Source organism: Marinobacter bohaiensis, assembly GCF_003258515.1.
GTDB classification, from domain to species: Bacteria; Pseudomonadota; Gammaproteobacteria; order Pseudomonadales; family Oleiphilaceae; genus Marinobacter_A; species Marinobacter_A bohaiensis.
Window position 1 is genome coordinate 110,480 of sequence record NZ_QGEH01000004.1, and the last position, 18,737, is coordinate 129,216.

An 18,737-nucleotide genomic window follows, 5' to 3' on the forward strand; every position below is an offset into this window, starting at 1 on the left:
GCGGCCAACCCAACCAAGGAGCCGAAATGACAGTGGAACAGGCGTGCCGGATGCCCAGCATCCTCAAAAACCAGGACGGCGAGGAACGACGCGTCGGCGTGGAGATCGAGATATCCGGGCTCTCCTACGACAGCCTCGTCCGCCTCTGCGGCAAGCTGCTCAAGGGGGAGCCGCACCTGACATCCCGCTACGTCACCCGCCTGGATACGCCCCAGGGCGAATACACCATCGAGCTGGATTCCGACCCGATCAAGGACCTGGACCTGCAGGACGACCGGCTGCCCGACTCCATACGCGAACTCGGCGGCCACGCCATGGAAGTGATCGACGCAGCGGCCGAACGCATCGTGCCGCTGGAAATCGTCAGCCCGCCGCTGCCGCTGTCGGAGCTGGAGACCATGGAGGAACTCTGTAACAAGCTGCGCGACGCCGGTGCCGTAGGCAGTCGCGAGGCGCTGATCTACGCCTTCGGCCTGCAGCTGAACCCGGAGCTGCCCAACCTGGAAAGCGGCACCCTGCTGGCCTACCTGCGGGCTTTCGCGGCGCTCTACGAGTGGCTGAAATCGCGTCATCAGCTGGATATCAGCCGTAAGTTCACTACCTACATCGAACCCTGGGACACGGACTACGTGGACCTGATCATGCAGCCGGACTATCAGCCCGACCGCGCCACGCTGATGAAGGATTACCTGCACTACAATCCGACCCGCAACCGCGCGCTCGACTTGCTGCCGCTGTTCTCCCACCTCGACGACGGCCTGCTGCGGCAGTACGTCGACGACGAACGCATCAAGGCCCGCCCGACCCTGCACTACCGCCTGCCTGACTGCGACATCGACAACCCGCGCTGGCACTTCTCCGACGTGTGGAACGACTGGGTGGTGGTCGAGGAACTGGCAGCGGACGCAAAACGTCTGCAGGACCTGATGGCCGCCTACCGCGAAAGCCGCAAGTTCAGCTTCCGCAACCTGACCACTAGCTGGAAGGACCGCTGCGAGGAATGGCTGGCTCAGAACCTGGCTTGACCATCGGCATCAGCGGCCCGTCGCGACAGCGCCTGCCCCATCGCCTGATGCGACTGGGGCTGAGACTGTTCGGTGCGCGCCCGCTGTTCATTCGCCCGGGCTCGCGGGTGGACGTGTCCATGCTGGACGGGCTGATCCTGTCCGGCGGCACCCACGTCCATCCCGACCGGTTCGGCCAGGCGCCCGAAGTACGAGCCCGATACGACCGACTGCGGGACGAGACCGACTGGCGCCTGCTGGCGGAAACCGAGCGCCTGCACCTGCCGGTGTTGGGTATCTGCCGGGGGGCGCAGCTGATCAACGTGTTCCGCGGCGGCTCCCTGTGCCAGAACGTCACGCCGCTGCGGGTCAATACCCGGCACCGACCGCTGCTGCTGCCGCTGCAGACCGTTCGCCTGGTCCATGGCAGCCTGCTGGGCCAGATCATGCTGGGGCCCACCATTGGAGCCAACCGCATTCACAGCCAGGCGATCAAGCGGCTGGGACGCGGTCTGCGGGTGGTCGCCCTCGACAACGACTATTTTGTGCAGGCGGTGGAGAGCGAGGAAGGGCAATGGCTGCTGGGTGTCCAGTGGCATCCGGAATACCTGCTGTATCACCCGTTGCACCGGCGGATTTTCGAGTGCTTCGTGCACGCGGCCCGGCAACAGAAGCTGCGGCGCCTGGGACAGAGTGAAGGCAGCGCCCTGTGACGCGGCCTGGTGAGCAAGTGCTCCGTTCGCCGTCCGGTCTGAACGTCGCCGGCACCCGCAACACCGTGTCGATCAGCGCCTGGTCAGATCGCCGCCAGGTATTTGGCCAGGACCGCTTTGAGCTGGCGCATGCGTTCCGGCTCCTGCTCATTGCCGTCAAGATGGCGCTCCACGAACTGGCGCAGATCCTCGCGTGTGCGGATCGTCGACGGATCGGCGCCGGTCAATTCCCACAGCACGCGCTGTTCGCGAGGCGTCAACCTGACCTGTTGTTCATGGACCAGCATGAAACTTACTCCCGATATCCGTGTCCGTTAGCACCATGATTCCCGAAGGGAAAACCAACCGACAACCACAAGGAAGACCAGCATGCCAATAACCCCGCTCCGTTCATCCCGTACGGGCCTCAAGTCCCTGGCATTCGCCGCCGTGCTGCTGCCCTCACTGGCCGCCGCAGGAGAAGTCAGCGTTACCGGCGAGGGCAAGGTGCAGTATACGCCCGACAGCGTTCGTCTGCAGTTCACCGCCCGCGGCGAGAGCGCCGATTCCCAGGCCGCCATCCACACCGTGGAGGACAAGATCGACGCCTGGGAGAACAACATCAGCGCCTACCGCAACCAGTTGGACAAATACGACACCGCCACACTGAACCTCTACAGCCGGCAGCTTCCGGTGGAACGGGACAGCGACGAACCACCCAAGCGTCACAGCGTCGCCACCCAGTCAGTCAGCTTCACCCTGCCTGCACTGGATTCCCTGAACCCGGTGCTCCAGGCGGCCCAGGACAGTGGCCTGGAGTACAACGTCAACGACAACAGTTTCTTCCATTCCAACCAGGCCAGGCTGGAGCGCGAAGCTCTGGGCAAGGCCATCGACGATGCCCGCGACCAGTGCCAGTTCATTGCCCAGCGGCTGGGCCAGAGCTGTGGCGAAGTGAAAACCCTGTCCACCCACGGCAGCCCTCGTCCGCAGGTCATGATGATGGAAGCCCGCGCCAAGGGTGACGGCCCGGTCACCGAGGTCGGCGAGCGCGAGATCGCCGTGTCGGTCAGCGCGACCTTCGAGATCGACTGATGATCGGCTCGCACGGCGATCAGAAGTCCCGCGTATAGAACAGGTCCAGCGAGGCGGCCAGACCACTGGCCGCCTCCAGGTAGAAATAGCGTCCCAGGTCGTAGCGCAACGCAATCGTGGTAATGGGCTGGAACACGCCCACGCCGTAGCGCAGCGACAGGTCGTCAGTGATGTAGCCGCTGGCCACAACGGCAGCTTCGTCGCCCGATCCCTCGGCCTCCAGCGTCAGGTCGCGAATGCCCAGTTCCTCACCGATGCCCCGGGTCAGCTCATTGGTTTGCGCCAGACCGAGGCTGAGTGCGGCACGTCCCACCTGGTTCTGGTCACCGCTGGAGTTGAGTGGTCGCCCCAGGATCACGTAGGAAAGCGCCTCGGACTGCGGCATGGAAGGCTCAGAGAAAACCTCCGCCTCCGGCTCGTCTGCGGGCCCGCTCAGGCGAATCCCCGCCACCACGGTATCCACCGTGCGAACCGCCTCGATATCGATATAGGGTTGGCTGATGGGGCCAACGAACAGCAGCCGGGCCCGGCGGATTTCCAGCTCCTGGCCATAGGCCTTGTACTGCCCGTCCACCATTTGCAGGGTGCCGCGAGTGTCGAGATTGTTGCCGATACGCAACTCTCCCTGCAGGTTGCCGGTCACACCGAACCCCTCGAAAGAGACTTTGTCCTCGCCTTCCGCCTGGCCCACTACGACGGTCACGTCCATGGCCAGCGCCTCCACCGCCGGCGACGCCTTTTCTTCGCCAACGATCACTTCATCATCCGAGACCGACACCGCCGAAGCCGGCAGTTCGCGTACCTCGATGTCGCCCTTGGGAACGGCGACACGCCCGCTCACACTGACTTTGTTGTCCTTGAGCGCCAACTGCAGATCCGGCGATAGCTCCAGTGTGGCGTAAGGTTCATAGACCAGCGACAGGCGGTCGCCGGAGAGGCTGAGGTCGACGTCTGGCTGAGCTCCACTCCAGTCCACCTGGCCTTCCAGACGACCTTCACCACGCTCACCACTGAGCCATCGACCGTTCAGGGTGGCGCGATTGCCCTGGAAGGCCAGCTCGAGATTGACATCCCGGAAGGGCATGGGCACCAGCGGATCAAGCAACTCCCCCTGGGAAAGCGTCAGGTTGCCGTTAACCTGCGGGTCTGTCAGCGGTCCGGACAGCCGTCCATCGCCACTGATGTCACCGTTCAGGGACTCCGGGCCGGCGAACGGTTCCACCACCGCCAACTGCAGCCCGGACAGTGAATAGGTGCCGTCCATTGGCCGGTCTTCCTGGGTCGGATCAACCTGCAGGTCCACGTCGAGCTGGCCCAGTTGATCACCGCTGAAGTCCAGGGCCAGCGTCACGTCATCCGGTTGCAACGCCACATCAGCCTTGAGCGTGTCGTATTGAATGGACTGCCAGTCCTCGTGCTGCAGGATCTCAAACGCCCCCGGGCCAAGATCGAGATTGACGGTGCCTCGCGGCCCCTGGTCATCCAGGGTCAGGTCCACGTTGCCGTTTAGCGAGGCCTTCCAACGGAACCCGTCCGGCCACAAGGCCGCCAGGCTCTGCATGGGGAAATCGGTCAGGGCGTAACGGATTCGCTGCGTCGGCAACAACTGCTGGTCCTCGGCGCACAGACTCGATGACTGCCAGCGCCAGCAGTGCGATCCCAGGGTCAGCCGGCCCGCATCGGTGTATTCAATGGCGGCCGGTTGCTCCAGGTTCCAGACCTGGCCGGCGCTCTCGACACGCCCTTCGCTCAGGGCCCCGGACCAGATGTTGGCGAGCCCGCCGGCAAACACGGTTCGCACGTTTGCGTCGGGGTTATCCAGCTGCAGCGTCAAGCGATGCTGCGCCATGCTGCCATTTAGCGTCGCGGACAGATCACCGATCAGTTGGTCGTCGTTGCGGACACCGCTCAGGTCCAGGTTTGACTGCAGTTGCTCGCCGTCGCTCACCTGCGCCCGCAAGGCCAGGGCGCTCACCTGCAGCGTCTGGAACGCCAGTTTGCGAGCGTCAAGCTGCGCCTGACCGGATGGTTTCTCGAGGGTACCGCCCAACGAGACCTGACCACTCAGCTGACCCGACAGGTCCGGCCAGAACTGGGACAGACGTTGGGCGTCCAGCGACAGGGAGGCTTCGATACGATCCGCCAGACGCCCTTGCCCCTGCACCGTGTTGTCGCCCACATCAAGCTCGAAGGATTCCAGGCGCCAGTCGCCTTCGCGCCCATCGAGGTGGCCCTGGCTGTCCAGGTCATTGTCGCGCCACTGCCCGTCCAGCACCCAGTCGACCTGAGCCTGCAGGCCGCTTGACGGCACACCGCCCTCAGAGGTGATTTCACCGTTAAGTGCCCCTTTCAGCTCGGGCACCCAGTAGCCGGGGTTAAAGGCATCCAGCTGCACCCGCGCCTTCCAGCTCAGGTCGCCGGCAAACGCCACATCCGCCTGGGCATCCAGTCCACCGGCACCGGTATCCAGTCGCACGTTCTCGACCGCCACCCGCTCGCTGTCGCCCTTAGCCCGGGCGCTGAATCGCGAGGGGCCGGCTGGGCCGCCCGCTTCTCCTTTGACCTCGACGCTGTAACGTTCGTCGCGATAGTCAAACGTCACATTGGCCGTCTCCAGGCGCACCGGCGGTTCCGCCATACCCGGCAGCAGCGTGTACCAGGGAAAACGGTCGAACTGCAAGGAGCCGCTGGCCGCCAATTCATCGAGCCATTGGACCCGACCGCGCACGATGGCCCGCCCCGACTCTCCCTCCGTTACCGGTGCGCCATCCAGTTGCACCACCAGATCCTCGACCCGGTCGGTCAGCACCTGGCCGCTGACCGCAAGCACCACCGGACCGGCACTGCCTGGCAGGCTGGCGTCGGTCCGCAGCGCGTAGCCCTGGTCCATGTCACCATCCAGGGTCAGGGTCCAGTTTTCCAGCACCAGGGTATCGGGCAGGTCGGGAGACGGCTGGAAACGCTTGCTCTCCAACTCGACGCGAGCCGGGATACCCGGCTCGAACGGGGCCGCACGGGCGCTTAGCCGCGCCTCCAGGTAACCCTGGCTGCGTCCGGTCAGGCGCAGGTCCCGGGCGCTGCCGGCCGCGTTGAGGTCAAGATGCCACTCGCTGTCAGGCTGTGGCGACGGCAGGGCGACCTTGACGTCCAGGTCCAGCGGCCAGTCATCGCGGGTATTGAGGCGGCCACCGGCACTGACTTCCACGGCATCGGTCACCAGATGAAAGTCGTTCAGGTTCCAGGCGGTACCGGATGCCTCCACCGCCAGGGTGAAGGAGCGCCAGATCCGGCCGTCATCCACTGACAACGGCCCCAGACGCACATCGCCGACGGAGACGCCCAGCGGCAGCTCGATGCTGGGCAGCGTGAAGGGCTCAGACGACGGCTCCGGCTCGGAAGGCGCGAGTTTCAGGTCAATACGTTCAGCCAGCAGGCGATCGACACAGAGCACGCCGGTGAACAGGCAGCCGGGCGACCACTCCAGGAACACCTGGTCGACGTCGGCCGTGACGCCGAAGCCCTGCCAGCGCACATGCTGTGCCTGCCAGCGCCCCAATACGGAGCCCCGGCCGCCCTCAACGGTGAGCCCCGGAACCTGTTCCAGCAACCAGGCGGTGCCCGCCTCCGAGCGCAGCACCAGGAACACGGTCAGCAGAATCAGCAACAGCAGGGCCAGAAGACTGCCCAGGCTCCACAGGATCACACGCTTCACAGTTCCGGCCCCATCGAGAAGTGCAGACGCCAGCCGCCGCCGAGATCCTCATCCAGGCCCCGGGCAATGTCCAGCCGCAGCGGGCCCACGGGGCTGACCCAGCGGATGCCGAGACCGACACCGGTCGCCAGCGGGTCGGTCAGATTGTCGATGGCATTGCCCTTGTCGACGAAGGCCGCCAGACGCCATTGATTGGTCAGGGGGTACTGGTACTCGACACTGCCCACCAACAGGTAGCGCCCACCCACGCTGTCACCGTCGCTGTCCTCCGGCGAGAGGGTCTCGTATCCATAACCACGAACGCTCTGGTCGCCGCCGGCGAAGAAACGCAGCGACGGCGGCACGTCGTCGAAATCGTTGGTGGCCACGGCCCCCGCCTGCAGCCGGCCCAGAAAGCGATGGCCGTTGCCGACGGTGATCAGGCCCTTGGCAATGCCCAGCACGTGGGCGATATCGGCATCGGACAGCACGCTTCGATGGGCGCCGGACACGTCCAGTTGCAGACGATACCCCCGCGCCGGGTCCAGGGGCGAGTCGGCCACCAGTTTGGAAAAGCTGATCCCCGGCAGCAGCAGTTCCACATCGCCCGGCTTGTCGCCGATGGTGTAGCGTTCCTTTTCCCAGTTCAGCGACAGCACCCGCATCCAGCCGTTGTCCAGCTCGTGGCGCCATTGCTCGCCGAACGTCAGACGCTCGGAGTTCACGTCTTCGATATCTTCTTTCTGATAACCGGTGGTAAAGCGGATGGCATCGGTCATGGGCGGGTCCAGCGGCAACTCATAGTAAGCGCTGACGTTCTGGCGCGGTGCCGACAGCTCCATCTCCGCCCCCCGGCGATGCCCCATGGGGTTGATCCAGTGTTCGGTCCAGGTGCCCCGCAGTCGCGGCCCCACGTCGGTGGAGAAACCGATACCGGCCGCAACGGAACGGGGATCGCGGGTGGTCAGACGCACCTGGACCGGCACGCGACGATCCTCGGCTTCTTCACTCTGGGCGCTGACAATCACGCTGGCGAAATAGCCACTGTTGGACAGATCGCTGTCCAGCTCGGCGATCCGGTCGGCGTCGTAGGGCTCACCCGGCCGGATCTGGACGAACCGGTTCAACAGGGGGCGCTCGAAGGTACCGTCGTCCTCGAACGTTACTTCCCCAAAGGCGTAGCGGGGCCCACTGGCGAACACCAGCTCGATGTCTGCCTCGCCGGCGTCGGGATCGACTTTCAGGGAGCGGGCAGTGAACTTCCCATCGAAATAGCCGAGTTTGCGTGCGCGGTTGAGGATGCGCTGGCGCACGGCGTCGTAGTCACCGTGATTGAGAATACTGCCCGGAGCAATCGCGGAGAGGTTGCCGATCTCGAAGGCCGGATCCGCGGACGCTTCGCCTTCGACCCGAACGTCACGGTTGGCAATGCGAACAGGATCGCCGGGCACCACGTCAAGAATCAGCCGCGGAGGATCATCACCCTCGACCCGCCAGCGGATACGAGGCTCATAGTAACCCAGCGCCCGCAGCGCCTCGCGCACCTGGGACTCGGCGTGGTTGGCGTAGCGACGCAGGTTTTCCGCCGTCCGGTCCTCCACCGTGCCGATGAAGTTGGTGGCGTTCTCCTGCAGGGCGGGGTAATCGCCTTCGACGCGCACCTCGACCTGCCCTTCGGCAAGGGAGGACGTCGACCAGACCATGCACGACATTAGAAGCCCTGCAACCCGTGCCGGACCTGTTGCTCTGACCGTCAAAAACTTCTCCGTCCCCAGGCGTCTTCGATCAGCCGTATGCTACCGAAATTCGGGCATCCCTGCCCGACCTCGCAGATTAATATTTGCCACTGCCGATCAGCGTTGGCCGACCCGTGTCCGCTTTGGACCGGGTCCGGCTAACAACGTTTCCTATTTATAGAGGGTGTCTCCGATTAGAGAGTGCCCTGTAATACACCATAGTAGATGGCAAAGAAATGGCAGGCTCCGCCGCCGACGACAAACAGGTGCCAGATGGCGTGATTGTAGGGGATCCGCTTGATCAGGTAGAACACCACGCCCAGCGTATAGGTGATGCCCCCGGCCACCACCAGCCAGAGCCCGAGCTCGTTGACGCTGCTGGCCAGTTCCGACGAAGCAAACACGATCAGCCAGCCCATCAGCAGGTAGATGATGATCTGCAAGGGCTTGAAGCGATGGCCGAACACCAGCTTGAGCGTGATGCCGGCGGCGGCCAACCCCCAGATCACGGCGAACATCAGCCAGCCGGCCCCATCACGCATGTTCACCAGCAGGAAAGGAGTATAGGTGCCGGCTATCAGCAGGAAGATGGCGCAGTGGTCGAGCATCTTGAACAGCCGGCGCCGATCCGGGCATCGGGCGCGGTGGTAGAGTGTCGACGCCAGGAACAGCAGGATCATGCTGGCACCGTAGATGCTGAAACTGACGATTTTCCAGGGGTCCGCTTCCAGGCTGGCCAGGACGATGAGCACCACCATGCCGGCCAGACTGAACAGGGCCGCCAGTCCGTGGGTCGTCCAGTTCAGCCACTCCTCGATCGGCGGGTAGTCCTGCACGCTGCCGTCAGCGTTGATGTGGGGTTCGGTCGACAAGAAGGCCTCCAAGGTGTCCGTGGTCCCGAATTTCAGCTTACAACTGTAAGCTTAATCAACCCGATTTCAAGAGGTGTGAAACAATCGTGGTTAAACACACAGCCTATGTCCGCCGCGGCAGAACCATGGTGCCACGTCCGGGATTTGGCTACAGTAGAATGAACGCAAGCGGCTGATTTCAGGCGTATGCCTGCCCGGCCAACCTTCGGCAGAAACGACGTCGCCGCTGGCCCGGCCGGTCGCGGACGTCCGGTTTCTCCCGCAGCGCCGGCCGATGGTAGGCTTTGCAGGCCCCGCGCTGTGGCGGGGTCCCGATTCACCGGCCAGGCGAGGCGCATGTTTACGATCAACCGAGAGAATCTCCGCAACAGCCACCAGCTGTTCTGGTTCGTTGTGGATTTTGTGATGCTGGGACTGCTGTTCCTCAACATCACCTGGATCATCTTCGATGCGCTCTATGCCGTGGACGCGGTGCGCGACCTGCTTTTCGAGTACGTCACGCCGTTCGCCGAGTTCTATCGGCCGATCCACCGCAACTTCATCTTCTATGACCTGATCTTTGTCTGGATCTTCCTGACCGAGTTTGTCATTCGCTGGCTCTACGCCATCCGTACGAAACTCTACGACCGCTGGTACTTCTATCCGTTCCTGCACTGGTACGACCTGCTGGGCTGCATCCCGGTCGGCTCTTACCGCTTCCTGCGGGTGCTGCGGGTCATCTCGATCATCTACCGCCTGCACAAGTACCAGATCATCGACTTCACCAAGACCCGGGTCTACCAATTCCTCAAGTTCTACTACGAGGCGTTCATGGAGGAGCTGTCGGACCGGATCGTGATCAAGGTTCTGTCCGGCGCCCAGGCGGAGATGACCCACGGTTCGCCGCTGATCCACCGGATCCAGAACGAAATCCTGCTGCCCCGCCGCGATCTGCTGAGCCAGTGGCTGTCGGAGAAAGTGGCCGAGGCGGCCACCACCGGGTACATCCCCAACCGCGGCGCCCTGCGCCAGTACCTGGAATCCTGCGTGGACCAGGCCCTGAGCCAGAACCACGAGCTGTCCCGGCTGCGCCAGGTGCCCATGCTGGGCCCACAGATCACCGAAACACTGGAAGAAGCGGTGGGTGATATCGTCGCCCAGGTGATCCACCAGATCCTCGATGACCTGGCCTCGGCCCGCAACCATGACTTCATCGACGACATCGTCGGCACCTTCCTGCAGGAAACCGATGTCCGGGACGGCAAGGTGACCGAAAGCGAGCGCCAGATTATCCAGGTGGTCAACGAGATCATCGAAGCCCTCAAGAAACAGCTGGCCGTCAAGCGCTGGCGCGAGGAGCTGTAAGCCGGGCCCGCGATCGGGGCCCGATCAGCCTGACCGCCTTTAAAGCAGACGCTTTACTCTGGGCAGGCTCTTGTCTTTAATGAAGCATCTTCATGACTCTTTCATAACGCTTTTATAACTCTGGACAGGCTGGTGCCGAAACCGTGCCAGCGGCGGAAGAACCCGTACGAAAGGAGGCAATGCCGGGCATGACCGACCTTCACTATCGCAGTGCGCGTGACCTGATCGGGGAACTGCGTTCCGGCACCGTGAGCAGCGTGGCGCTAACGCGGGCATTGATCGACCGCATCCAGGCCCGCAACCCCGACGTCAACGCGGTGGTGACCCTGTATCCCGAAGCCGCACTGGCCCGGGCCGCCGAAGCCGATGCCCGCCAGGCCCGTGGCGAATCGCTCGGCCCCCTGCACGGCCTGCCCATGACCCTCAAAGACACCTGGGAAGTGGCAGGCCTGACCTGCGTGGCGGGCTCGCCCACCCTGAAGGATTATGTCCCGCAACGGCATGCCGACCTGGTTCAGCGTCTGACCGACGCCGGCGCCATCATTCTGGGCAAGACCAACGTGCCGCTGTTCGGGATGGACATCCAGAGCTACAACAAGGTATTCGGCACCACCTACAATCCCTACAACCCCCTGCATACGCCGGGCGGTTCCTCCGGCGGCGCGGCGGCCTCACTGGCGGCCGGATTCACCCCACTGGAAGTGGGCAGCGACCTGGCCGGCTCGATCCGCACCCCGTGCCACTTCTGCGGCGTATTCGGCCACAAGCCCAGCCGCGACCTGGTCTCCATGCGCGGCCATATTCCGGGCCCGCCCGGCACCATGAGCCAACCGGACCTGGTGGAAGGCGGCCCCATGGCCCGCCATGCCGGAGATCTGCAGCTGTTGCTGGAGGTCATTGCCGGGCCCCGTGAACCGGATGCCCGCAGCTGGTCCCTGGCGATGAGCCCCAGCGCCCTTGAGAGCCTGCCGCAGGCGCGGGTCGGACTCTGGCTGGAGGACCCGGTGTGCCCGGTGGACAACGAGCTGACCCAGGCGTATCGGCAATTGGGAAGCGCACTGGCAGACCAGGGATGCCTGGTGAGTGACGCCAGGCACGAATTGCTGGACCTGCACCACCTCCTGCCGGTCTACTTCAACCTGCTCGGCAGCCTGGTCAGCGCCGCCCAGACCCAACGCCAGCGGCGCCAGCTCACCTGGATCGGACGCCTGGAAAAATGGCTGCGGCTGTTCATGCCCATGACCGAGCATGTCGGCGAGTTCAGCCGGGGCGTCGTCCAGCCTTATCACCAGTGGCTGCACTGGAACGAAACACGCGAGAAGATGCGGGCGCGGATAGAGTCGCTGTTCGCCGACTACGACGTGCTGCTGACCCCGATCACCCCCACCACCGCCATCGCGCACGACCAGCAGGGTCAGAGCTATAGCCGTCGCATCCAGGTCAACGGCCAGCCCCGCCCCTACCTGGACCAGTTCTGCTGGATCGCCCTGGCCACCACCCTCGGCTTGCCGGCGACGTCGGTACCGGTCGGGCGCAGCCGCGATGGCCTGCCGTTCAACGTGCAGGTGATCGGCGCGCCGGGCATGGACCTGACCACCATCGGCTTCGCCGAGCTGATGGAACAGGCCGGGCTGGCCGGCTTCCGGCCGCCCGACACCTTCTGAACGCCGATCCTCAGCGCTCGAGAATCGCCGTCACCCCCTGACCGCCGGCGGCACAGATGGAAATCAGGCCGCGACCGCTTCCCTTCTCCGCCAGTTGCTTGGCCAGCGTGGCGATGATCCGTGCGCCGGTGGCGGCGAACGGATGCCCGGTCGCCAGACTGCTGCCCTTGGGATTGAGCCGACCGCGATCGATCGAGCCCAGCGGCTGCGCCAGCCCCAGGCGGTCCTTGCAGAAGGCCGGATCCTCCCACGCCTTGAGCGTGGACAGCACCTGGGCGGCGAACGCCTCGTGGATTTCGTAGATGTCGAAGTCCTGCAGGGTGACGCCGGCCCGTTCCAGCAGCCTGGGCACGGCGTAGGCCGGGGCCATCAGCAGGCCTTCTTTCTTGTCGACGAAATCCACCGCCGCCACTTCGGAGAACGTCAGATAGGCCTGCACCTCCAGGTTATGGGACTTGGCCCATTCCTCGCTGGCCAGCAACACGCTGGAGGCGCCATCGGTCAGGGCCGTGCTGTTGGCGGCGGTCATGGTGCCATTCTCGCGGTCAAAGCACGGCTTGAGACTCGCCAGTTTCTCCAGCGACGTGTCCGGACGCAGGATGTTGTCCTGCTCGAGTCCCGCCAGCGGCGTCATCAGGCCGTCGAAAAAACCTTCCTGATAGGCAGCCGCCAGCTTCTGGTGACTCTCGTAGGCCAGCTGGTCCTGCTCGTCGCGGGGAATCTGCCACTCGTGGGCGGTGACCTGGCAGTGATCCCCCATCGACATACCGGTACGGGGTTCGCCATTTTCCGGTATTTCCGGAATCAGGTGGCCGGGCCGGAAACGACCCAGGATCTTCAGCCGCTCGCCGTTGGTCCTGGCGCGGTTAAGGTCGAGCAGGATCTTGCGCAGCCCTTCGCCGACACCAATGGGCGCGTCCGAGGTGGTGTCCGTACCGCCGGCGATACCGCACTCGATCTGCCCCAATGCGATCTTGTTGGCCACCAGGATGGCCGCTTCCAGCCCCGTACCGCAGGCCTGCTGCACATCGTAGGCCGGGGTTTCGGGGGCCAGACCGGAACTGAGCACCGATTCCCGCGTCAGGTTGAAGTCCCGGGAATGCTTGATCACCGCCCCGGCCGCCACTTCGCCCAGGCGCATGCCGTCCAGGCCGAAGCGATCCACCAGCCCCCGCAGCGTGGCGGTCAGCATGTCCTGGTTGCTGAGTTTGCTGTAAGCGGTGTTGGAGCGGGCAAACGGAATGCGATTGCCGCCAATGACCGCCACTCGCCGGACGCCCGGAGACGACGCCCTGGAACGCTTTTTCGTGGTCGCTGCGTTACTTGCCTGTGCCATGGGACTATCCTGTCTGTCGGTGTGTTGTGTGGCAGTCTAGCGGGACCGGCTCACCGCTCATTGGCAGGCCTGACAAGGGCCGGACCGCATTGAGTCAATCCATGGATCGCCAATTCCCCTACCATGATTTCCATCCGGGACGCGTCAGGACCATCGTACCCGGTCATGGCGCGACACCGCATCCGACACTCACAGACGATCAGACGTAAAAGAAAAAGGGAAATCGCTATGTCCGACCTCTACCTCAAATTCGTGAACACATCGGTGGGCAAATCCACCGTCTCGACGCTGGGATTACCCTCCCCCGTGGTTCTCAAGCGCTGGCAGCGCACCGACCAGCCGTTCATCGAGGGCGACGTGCTGGTGGGCGCCGCGGCCAATCCTCGTGCAGCCGGGGTCGTTGGCAGCGTGCTGGCCACCAGCCCCGCCAATGTCTATCACGCCAGCGGCAACGACCGACTGGCCGATTCCGCCAAGGCTGGCAGCAAGGCCCGACCACTGGCGATCGATGGCAGCATCGACCAACGTTTCTCCGCGCTGGTATTTGACGCCAGCGGTATCAAGGATACCGCCGACCTGCGGGCGCTGTACGACTTTTTTCATCCGGTAATTCGCAAGCTGGCCGGCAACGGCCGGGTGCTGGTCATCGGACAGGATCCGGATACGTGCCGCAAGCCGGCCCAGGCGGCCTCGCAACGGGCGCTGGAAGGTTTCGTGCGCAGCGTGGGCAAAGAAGTCGGCCGCAAGGGCGCCACCGCCAACCTGATCTGGATCGCCCCCAACGCCGAGGAGCGCATCGACTCCAGCCTGCGCTTCTTCCTGTCGCCGCGATCGGCCTACGTGGACGGCCAGGTGGTTAAAATCGGCAAGTCGGATATCGACACCAAGGCTCCGAAGAGCAGCGCGCCCCTCGCCGGCAAGACCGCCCTGGTGACCGGCGCGGCACGCGGGATTGGCGCCGCCATCGCCGAGACCCTGGCCCGGGATGGCGCCAACGTGGTTGTGCTGGATATCCCGGCCGCCGCAGACGACCTGAACGCCGTTGCCCAGCGCATCGGCGGCAAGCCGCTGAGCTGCGACATCACCGACGCCGCCGCACCGGCCCAGATCGCGAACTTCATGGAAAAACAGGAAAACGGCATCGACATGGTGGTGCACAACGCGGGCATTACCCGGGACAAGACCCTGGGCAACATGCCGGAGCATTTCTGGGACATGGCCATCGCCGTCAACCTCACCGCCGAGGAGCTGATCGACGAGGAACTGCTCAAGCGCAAGCTGATTCGCGACAACGGCCGGATCGTCTGCGTCTCCTCCATCAGCGGTATCGCGGGGAATTTCGGCCAGACCAATTACGCGACCTCGAAGTCCGGCGTGATCGGCTATGTGGAGTCCATGGCCCGGAGCCTGAAGAACGGCATCACCATCAACGCCGTGGCACCCGGTTTTATTGAGACGCAAATGACGGCGGCCATGCCCTTCACCATGCGCGAGGCGGGCCGGCGCATGAACAGTCTGTCCCAGGGCGGGCACCCGGTGGATGTGGCCGAGACCATCGGCTGGTACTGCCACCCTCAGTCGTCCGGCGTGACCGGCAATGTGGTGCGGGTGTGCGGCCAGTCGCTGATCGGCAAATAGGACCGAATAATCCCTGGCTGCGGCCGGGGATTTTCCGACAGACACGAAAAACCGCCCAACAGGCGTTTTCACACGCTGTAGGCAGAGCTCGTACGAACAGGAAAATGGTGGGTGGTGCAGGGATCGAACCTGCGACCCTCGCCTTGTAAGGGCGATGCTCTCCCAGCTGAGCTAACCACCCGGGGAAAGAAAATGGCGGAGCGGACGGGACTCGAACCCGCGACCCCCGGCGTGACAGGCCGGTATTCTAACCAGCTGAACTACCGCTCCGCGTATCATCCATCAATCGGTGGGGTGCCGATCAAGCGCTGAATTGGTGGGTGGTGCAGGGATCGAACCTGCGACCCTCGCCTTGTAAGGGCGATGCTCTCCCAGCTGAGCTAACCACCCAGTCCAGCGTGGATGGAACAGCGTTTGCCTTGCGGCGTGTGCTGTGTCATCCAGATGAGACGCGCATTTTAAGCATTTCAGAGGGACTGTCAAATACTTTTTCGGGATTTTTTTGAATCAAACTCAACTGGTTAAATTGCGCTCAAGGGCGTCGAAAAAAGCCCGTTGTCAGGAGGACTCGGCATCGTCCCCTGTCTGGCGGGTCTTGCCCGAAGAGCGCTTCCGTCCGGCGGAGGCCTTGCCGGCGACCCGCCGCCCCGCGCCAACCATCTGGCTGGCCCGCCGCGCCGCCGAGGCAGCCTTGCGCTCCAGGGCCAGCCGGCCCACGCTGCTCTTGCGCTCTTCCGGCACGGCCTCTTCGGCGAGACGCCGGTTCAAATCATCGAGTCGGGTTTGCAGGGACTGGACCTGCTCCCCCACCCGCTCCCTGAGAGACGGGGCCAATCGTTCGAGGCGACGTCGTGCCCACTCCACACGCGCGCCGAGTGCGTCCTTTAGTGCCATCGTTCCACCGTTGTTATTGTCAGCCGTGACCACCTGAAACCACTACGCCTTACCTCCCAGTCTAGACAGGCCGGAAAAGCGCGCCAAGGGTGTTTAAGCGCTGTCACAGATTAGCGGCGGACAAAGACGCGTCATTGGCATGAATAAAACGCTCCGGCGTCAACACCGCGAGTCGATCGCCGTGCCGTTCTAGAACGGCCACCAGCTTCCGCCGTCGGCCTCCTCACGCTCCTCAAGGATGGCGGCGTAGTGGCTTTCGAGCGCCTCCAACTGACGGTCGCTCTCCAGCGGCCGGGTGGGACCGCCGCCGAATGGCCAGTACCAGGGCGCCTCATCGTAGGCGCCAGCGGCCTTCAGGCTTTCGATCTCCGCCTCCCGGGCGGCCTCCAGGGCCTCGCGGCGACGCTCGTAGTCGATATCCTGGTTGGCTTCGACGATCGATACCGCGGCGTGGTTGGGTGCCAGCAGATCGCTCTCCAGGAACTGGGTGGTCATCAGCTCCTGCTCGCTCATGGCGAAATCCCGTGACACGCGCTGGAGCTGGCCGGACGCCAATGGATGATCCGCCTCCAGATCGGGAAACGACCGGTCGGGCGGTTCCAGCTCGTTGTAGCGCAGGTAGTAGACGCGCCCGGCCACAACATCCAGCTGCGCGTCGGCAATACGGCTCAGATCAAAATCGTTAATGCCTTCCAGCCCCAGCAGCGGTCGCCGGATAATAATATGGCGCGTGCCCGGCGCCACCTCCAGCCAGGTGTAGCTGTCGTTGCGGATATTGAAGTAATGCTCGCCGTCCACATAGACACTGGGCGCCTCGATCTCATCCGCGGCCCATTGGGAATGGGTGCGGTAGAAATAGATCAGCGCGTGGTGCTGGCGATCCCAGTGATCATTGGCGATATGGACGAAATCAGGGCCAGAAACCGGATGCAGGAACGCCCCGGTACTCTTGCCGATGGACTGGTGAATGGAGCACCCGCCGAGCCCAATGGCGAGCAGTAACGCAAAGAAGGCGGGTGCCGGTACGGCGTGGCGCATGGTGAGTCATCCCCCTGAGACCCGGTAACGCCCGGATCGTAGCACCTGCCAGGCCCGGCAAACCGAGACCTGGCGCAAGGGATGACTACAAAAAGTTACATTGGACCAATAACGCCCTTCCGCATCAGCCGCCCTGGCGACGCAGACTGGTGACCGCCTCATCCAGGCGGATCAGACGCGAGTTGAGTTGCGCCCTGGCCGCGTCGATCGCATCGATGGCGTTCTCGATCTCGGACAGGCGCTGTTGGGTGGCCGACAACTGATTCTCCAGCGAGCCCATATTGCCGCTGCCGTTCTCCAGGCTATCGACGCGGGCCACCAACTCCTGCCGGGCCAGGTCCTGCTCGCGGCCGAAGCGTTCCAGGCGCCGGGTCACCGTGTCGCTCATGCCTTCGGCGGTTTTCTCAACCTCGGTCAGGCGCGGTTGCAGGTCATCCAGCCGGGATTGCAAGCCGGCCACCGTTTCGGCGCGCGCCTCGACGGTGGACGCCAGTTCGTCGACGTTCCCCTGCATCGACTTCACCTGCTCACCCAGGTCATTTTTCAGATTGCTGGTGGTTTCCTCCAGATAGGCCAGCGCCGCCTTGTTGGCGTTGATCGCTTCCTTGTTACGCTCGTTGGCCACCGCCCACAGTTTGCGGATCTCGCTGTTGGCGGTTTTCACCTCCTTGCGCAGATCGTCCAGCGTGGAGTCCTTCTGCTCCAGGTTCTCGCCGGTCTCACTGAGCTGCCCTTCGAAGCGCGCCAGCGCCAGCTTGCTCTGCCGCGCCCAATAATCGGCCTCCTGCAGGCGCTCGGAAAGCTGGTCGATCTGCTGTTTCTGGCTGTACCAGCCCCAACCACCGGCGGCGATCGCCAGGATCAGAAGAATCAGCAGCAGCGGCGCCATGCCGCCTTTGCCATTAGCGCGCGTAACGGCTATCTCGGGCGTCGAATTCGACGAGGGCGTCTTCTTTTCCTTTCGCTCCTGCTTCTGCGGCTTGCCCGCCCGTACTTCATCCCGTTCAGGACGTATTGGTTCCATACGTGTCCCCAATTGACTGTCTTGTAAACAGATTCTTGTCACCGGCTACCCAGGCTGCCAGGCATCCGTTAACCATCTTGCAATCTGGTCGTGATCTTATCGATTCAGCGCGCCGAGCGCCAAAGTTCCGGGCCCTGCGTCGATTTGCAAGGCCTGTAGGCAGTGCATACAATGCATCGCTTCTTTTTAACACACCGGGACCTTGCTTATGCAGCCGCAAGTTGGTCTTATCATGGGCTCCAAGTCGGACTGGCCGACCATGGAGCATGCCGCCAACATGCTTGAGAAGCTTGGCGTCACCTACGAAGCAAAGGTGGTTTCCGCCCACCGCACTCCGGACCTGCTGTTCGACTACGCCCGCACCGCCGCTGAACGCGGCATTCAGGTAATCATTGCCGGCGCTGGTGGCGCCGCGCACCTGCCGGGCATGGTCGCCTCCCAGACGCCATTACCGGTACTGGGCGTTCCCGTCCAGTCCAAGGCACTCAACGGTCTGGATTCCCTGCTGTCCATCGCGCAGATGCCCGGCGGCGTGGCTGTCGGCACCCTGGCCATCGGCAAGGCGGGCGCGACCAATGCCGGCCTGCTTGCCGCCCAGATCCTGGGGCTCAATAATGCGGATATCCGCGATGCGGTGGAACAATTCCGGAGCACCCAGACCCAGGCTGTACTGGACAACCCGGACCCCCGGGCCGAGTAATACGGCCCG

15 protein-coding genes and 3 tRNA genes are annotated in these 18,737 nt (G+C 63.8%); 7 read left to right on the plus strand and 11 right to left on the minus strand.

The genetic code is table 11. From position 1 onward, the window contains the following. The first annotated feature begins 26 nt into the window (after positions 1-26). Complete coding sequence (locus tag DKK67_RS17165; RefSeq protein ID WP_111497744.1) at positions 27-1,025, plus strand: amidoligase family protein; 999 nt, start codon at positions 27-29, stop codon at positions 1,023-1,025. Beyond that, entirely contained in the window at positions 1,001-1,717 is a 717-nt protein-coding gene (locus DKK67_RS17170; RefSeq protein WP_111497745.1) for a gamma-glutamyl-gamma-aminobutyrate hydrolase family protein, read from the plus strand. The genes DKK67_RS17165 and DKK67_RS17170 overlap by 25 nt, the downstream gene beginning before the upstream one ends. Before the next feature lie 83 nt (positions 1,718-1,800). Here the strand turns inward: DKK67_RS17170 and DKK67_RS17175 are convergent, their stop codons facing one another. Then, positions 1,801-2,004, minus strand: a complete 204-nt coding sequence (locus tag DKK67_RS17175; protein WP_111497746.1) for a hypothetical protein — start codon at positions 2,002-2,004, stop codon at positions 1,801-1,803. 82 nt (positions 2,005-2,086) lie between these two features. On the opposite strand from DKK67_RS17175, the gene DKK67_RS17180 reads away from it, so the two are divergent. Then, positions 2,087-2,791, plus strand: coding sequence for an SIMPL domain-containing protein (locus DKK67_RS17180; protein WP_111497747.1), 705 nt, complete (start codon positions 2,087-2,089; stop codon positions 2,789-2,791). A gap of 19 nt (positions 2,792-2,810) precedes the next feature. Here DKK67_RS17180 and DKK67_RS17185 read toward each other — a convergent pair whose 3' ends face one another. From DKK67_RS17185 to trhA, 3 genes are all read right to left on the minus strand, one after another. Next, positions 2,811-6,503, minus strand: coding sequence for a translocation/assembly module TamB domain-containing protein (locus tag DKK67_RS17185; protein WP_111497748.1), 3,693 nt, complete (start codon positions 6,501-6,503; stop codon positions 2,811-2,813). Continuing rightward, complete coding sequence (locus DKK67_RS17190; protein ID WP_111497749.1) at positions 6,500-8,194, minus strand: autotransporter assembly complex protein TamA; 1,695 nt, start codon at positions 8,192-8,194, stop codon at positions 6,500-6,502. Before DKK67_RS17190 ends, DKK67_RS17185 begins: the two co-directional genes overlap by 4 nt. Positions 8,195-8,412: 218 nt before the next feature. After that, positions 8,413-9,090, minus strand: coding sequence for a PAQR family membrane homeostasis protein TrhA (trhA, locus tag DKK67_RS17195; RefSeq protein WP_111497931.1), 678 nt, complete (start codon positions 9,088-9,090; stop codon positions 8,413-8,415). Between the two features lie 336 nt (positions 9,091-9,426). On the opposite strand from trhA, the gene DKK67_RS17200 reads away from it, so the two are divergent. Then, a complete protein-coding gene (locus DKK67_RS17200) occupies positions 9,427-10,434 on the plus strand; it encodes a hypothetical protein (protein WP_111497750.1) in 1,008 nt (335 codons plus the stop codon). Between the two features lie 188 nt (positions 10,435-10,622). Next, positions 10,623-12,098 (plus strand): amidase, encoded by a 1,476-nt coding sequence (locus tag DKK67_RS17205; protein WP_111497932.1) that lies wholly within the window; start codon positions 10,623-10,625, stop codon positions 12,096-12,098. Between the two features lie 10 nt (positions 12,099-12,108). Here the strand turns inward: DKK67_RS17205 and DKK67_RS17210 are convergent, their stop codons facing one another. Then, entirely contained in the window at positions 12,109-13,434 is a 1,326-nt protein-coding gene (locus DKK67_RS17210) for an acetyl-CoA C-acetyltransferase (protein ID WP_111497751.1), read from the minus strand. Positions 13,435-13,662: 228 nt separating this feature from the next. Between DKK67_RS17210 and DKK67_RS17215 the strand changes: the two genes are divergently transcribed. Next, positions 13,663-15,072, plus strand: coding sequence for a 3-oxoacyl-ACP reductase (locus DKK67_RS17215; protein ID WP_111497752.1), 1,410 nt, complete (start codon positions 13,663-13,665; stop codon positions 15,070-15,072). 105 nt (positions 15,073-15,177) lie between these two features. On the opposite strand, the gene DKK67_RS17220 is transcribed toward DKK67_RS17215, so the two are convergent. From DKK67_RS17220 to DKK67_RS17245, 6 genes are all read right to left on the minus strand, one after another. Further along, positions 15,178-15,253: transfer RNA gene (locus DKK67_RS17220), tRNA-Val, on the minus strand. A gap of 12 nt (positions 15,254-15,265) precedes the next feature. Beyond that, positions 15,266-15,342, minus strand: a tRNA-Asp gene (locus DKK67_RS17225). 44 nt (positions 15,343-15,386) lie between these two features. Then, positions 15,387-15,462, minus strand: a tRNA-Val gene (locus DKK67_RS17230). A gap of 168 nt (positions 15,463-15,630) precedes the next feature. Continuing rightward, positions 15,631-15,966 (minus strand): hypothetical protein, encoded by a 336-nt coding sequence (locus tag DKK67_RS17235; RefSeq protein WP_162628864.1) that lies wholly within the window; start codon positions 15,964-15,966, stop codon positions 15,631-15,633. Positions 15,967-16,155: 189 nt separating this feature from the next. Next, positions 16,156-17,004 carry a DUF2846 domain-containing protein gene (locus tag DKK67_RS17240; protein WP_111497754.1) on the minus strand — a complete coding sequence of 283 codons (849 nt, stop codon included), beginning with the start codon at positions 17,002-17,004 and terminating at the stop codon, positions 16,156-16,158. A gap of 124 nt (positions 17,005-17,128) precedes the next feature. Then, on the minus strand, positions 17,129-18,028 hold the full coding sequence (locus tag DKK67_RS17245; protein WP_162628865.1) for a hypothetical protein: 900 nt from the start codon (positions 18,026-18,028) through the stop codon (positions 17,129-17,131). Positions 18,029-18,236: 208 nt separating this feature from the next. On the opposite strand from DKK67_RS17245, the gene purE reads away from it, so the two are divergent. After that, positions 18,237-18,728, plus strand: a complete 492-nt coding sequence (gene purE, locus DKK67_RS17250) for a 5-(carboxyamino)imidazole ribonucleotide mutase (protein WP_111497756.1) — start codon at positions 18,237-18,239, stop codon at positions 18,726-18,728. The last annotated feature ends 9 nt before the right edge of the window (positions 18,729-18,737 follow it).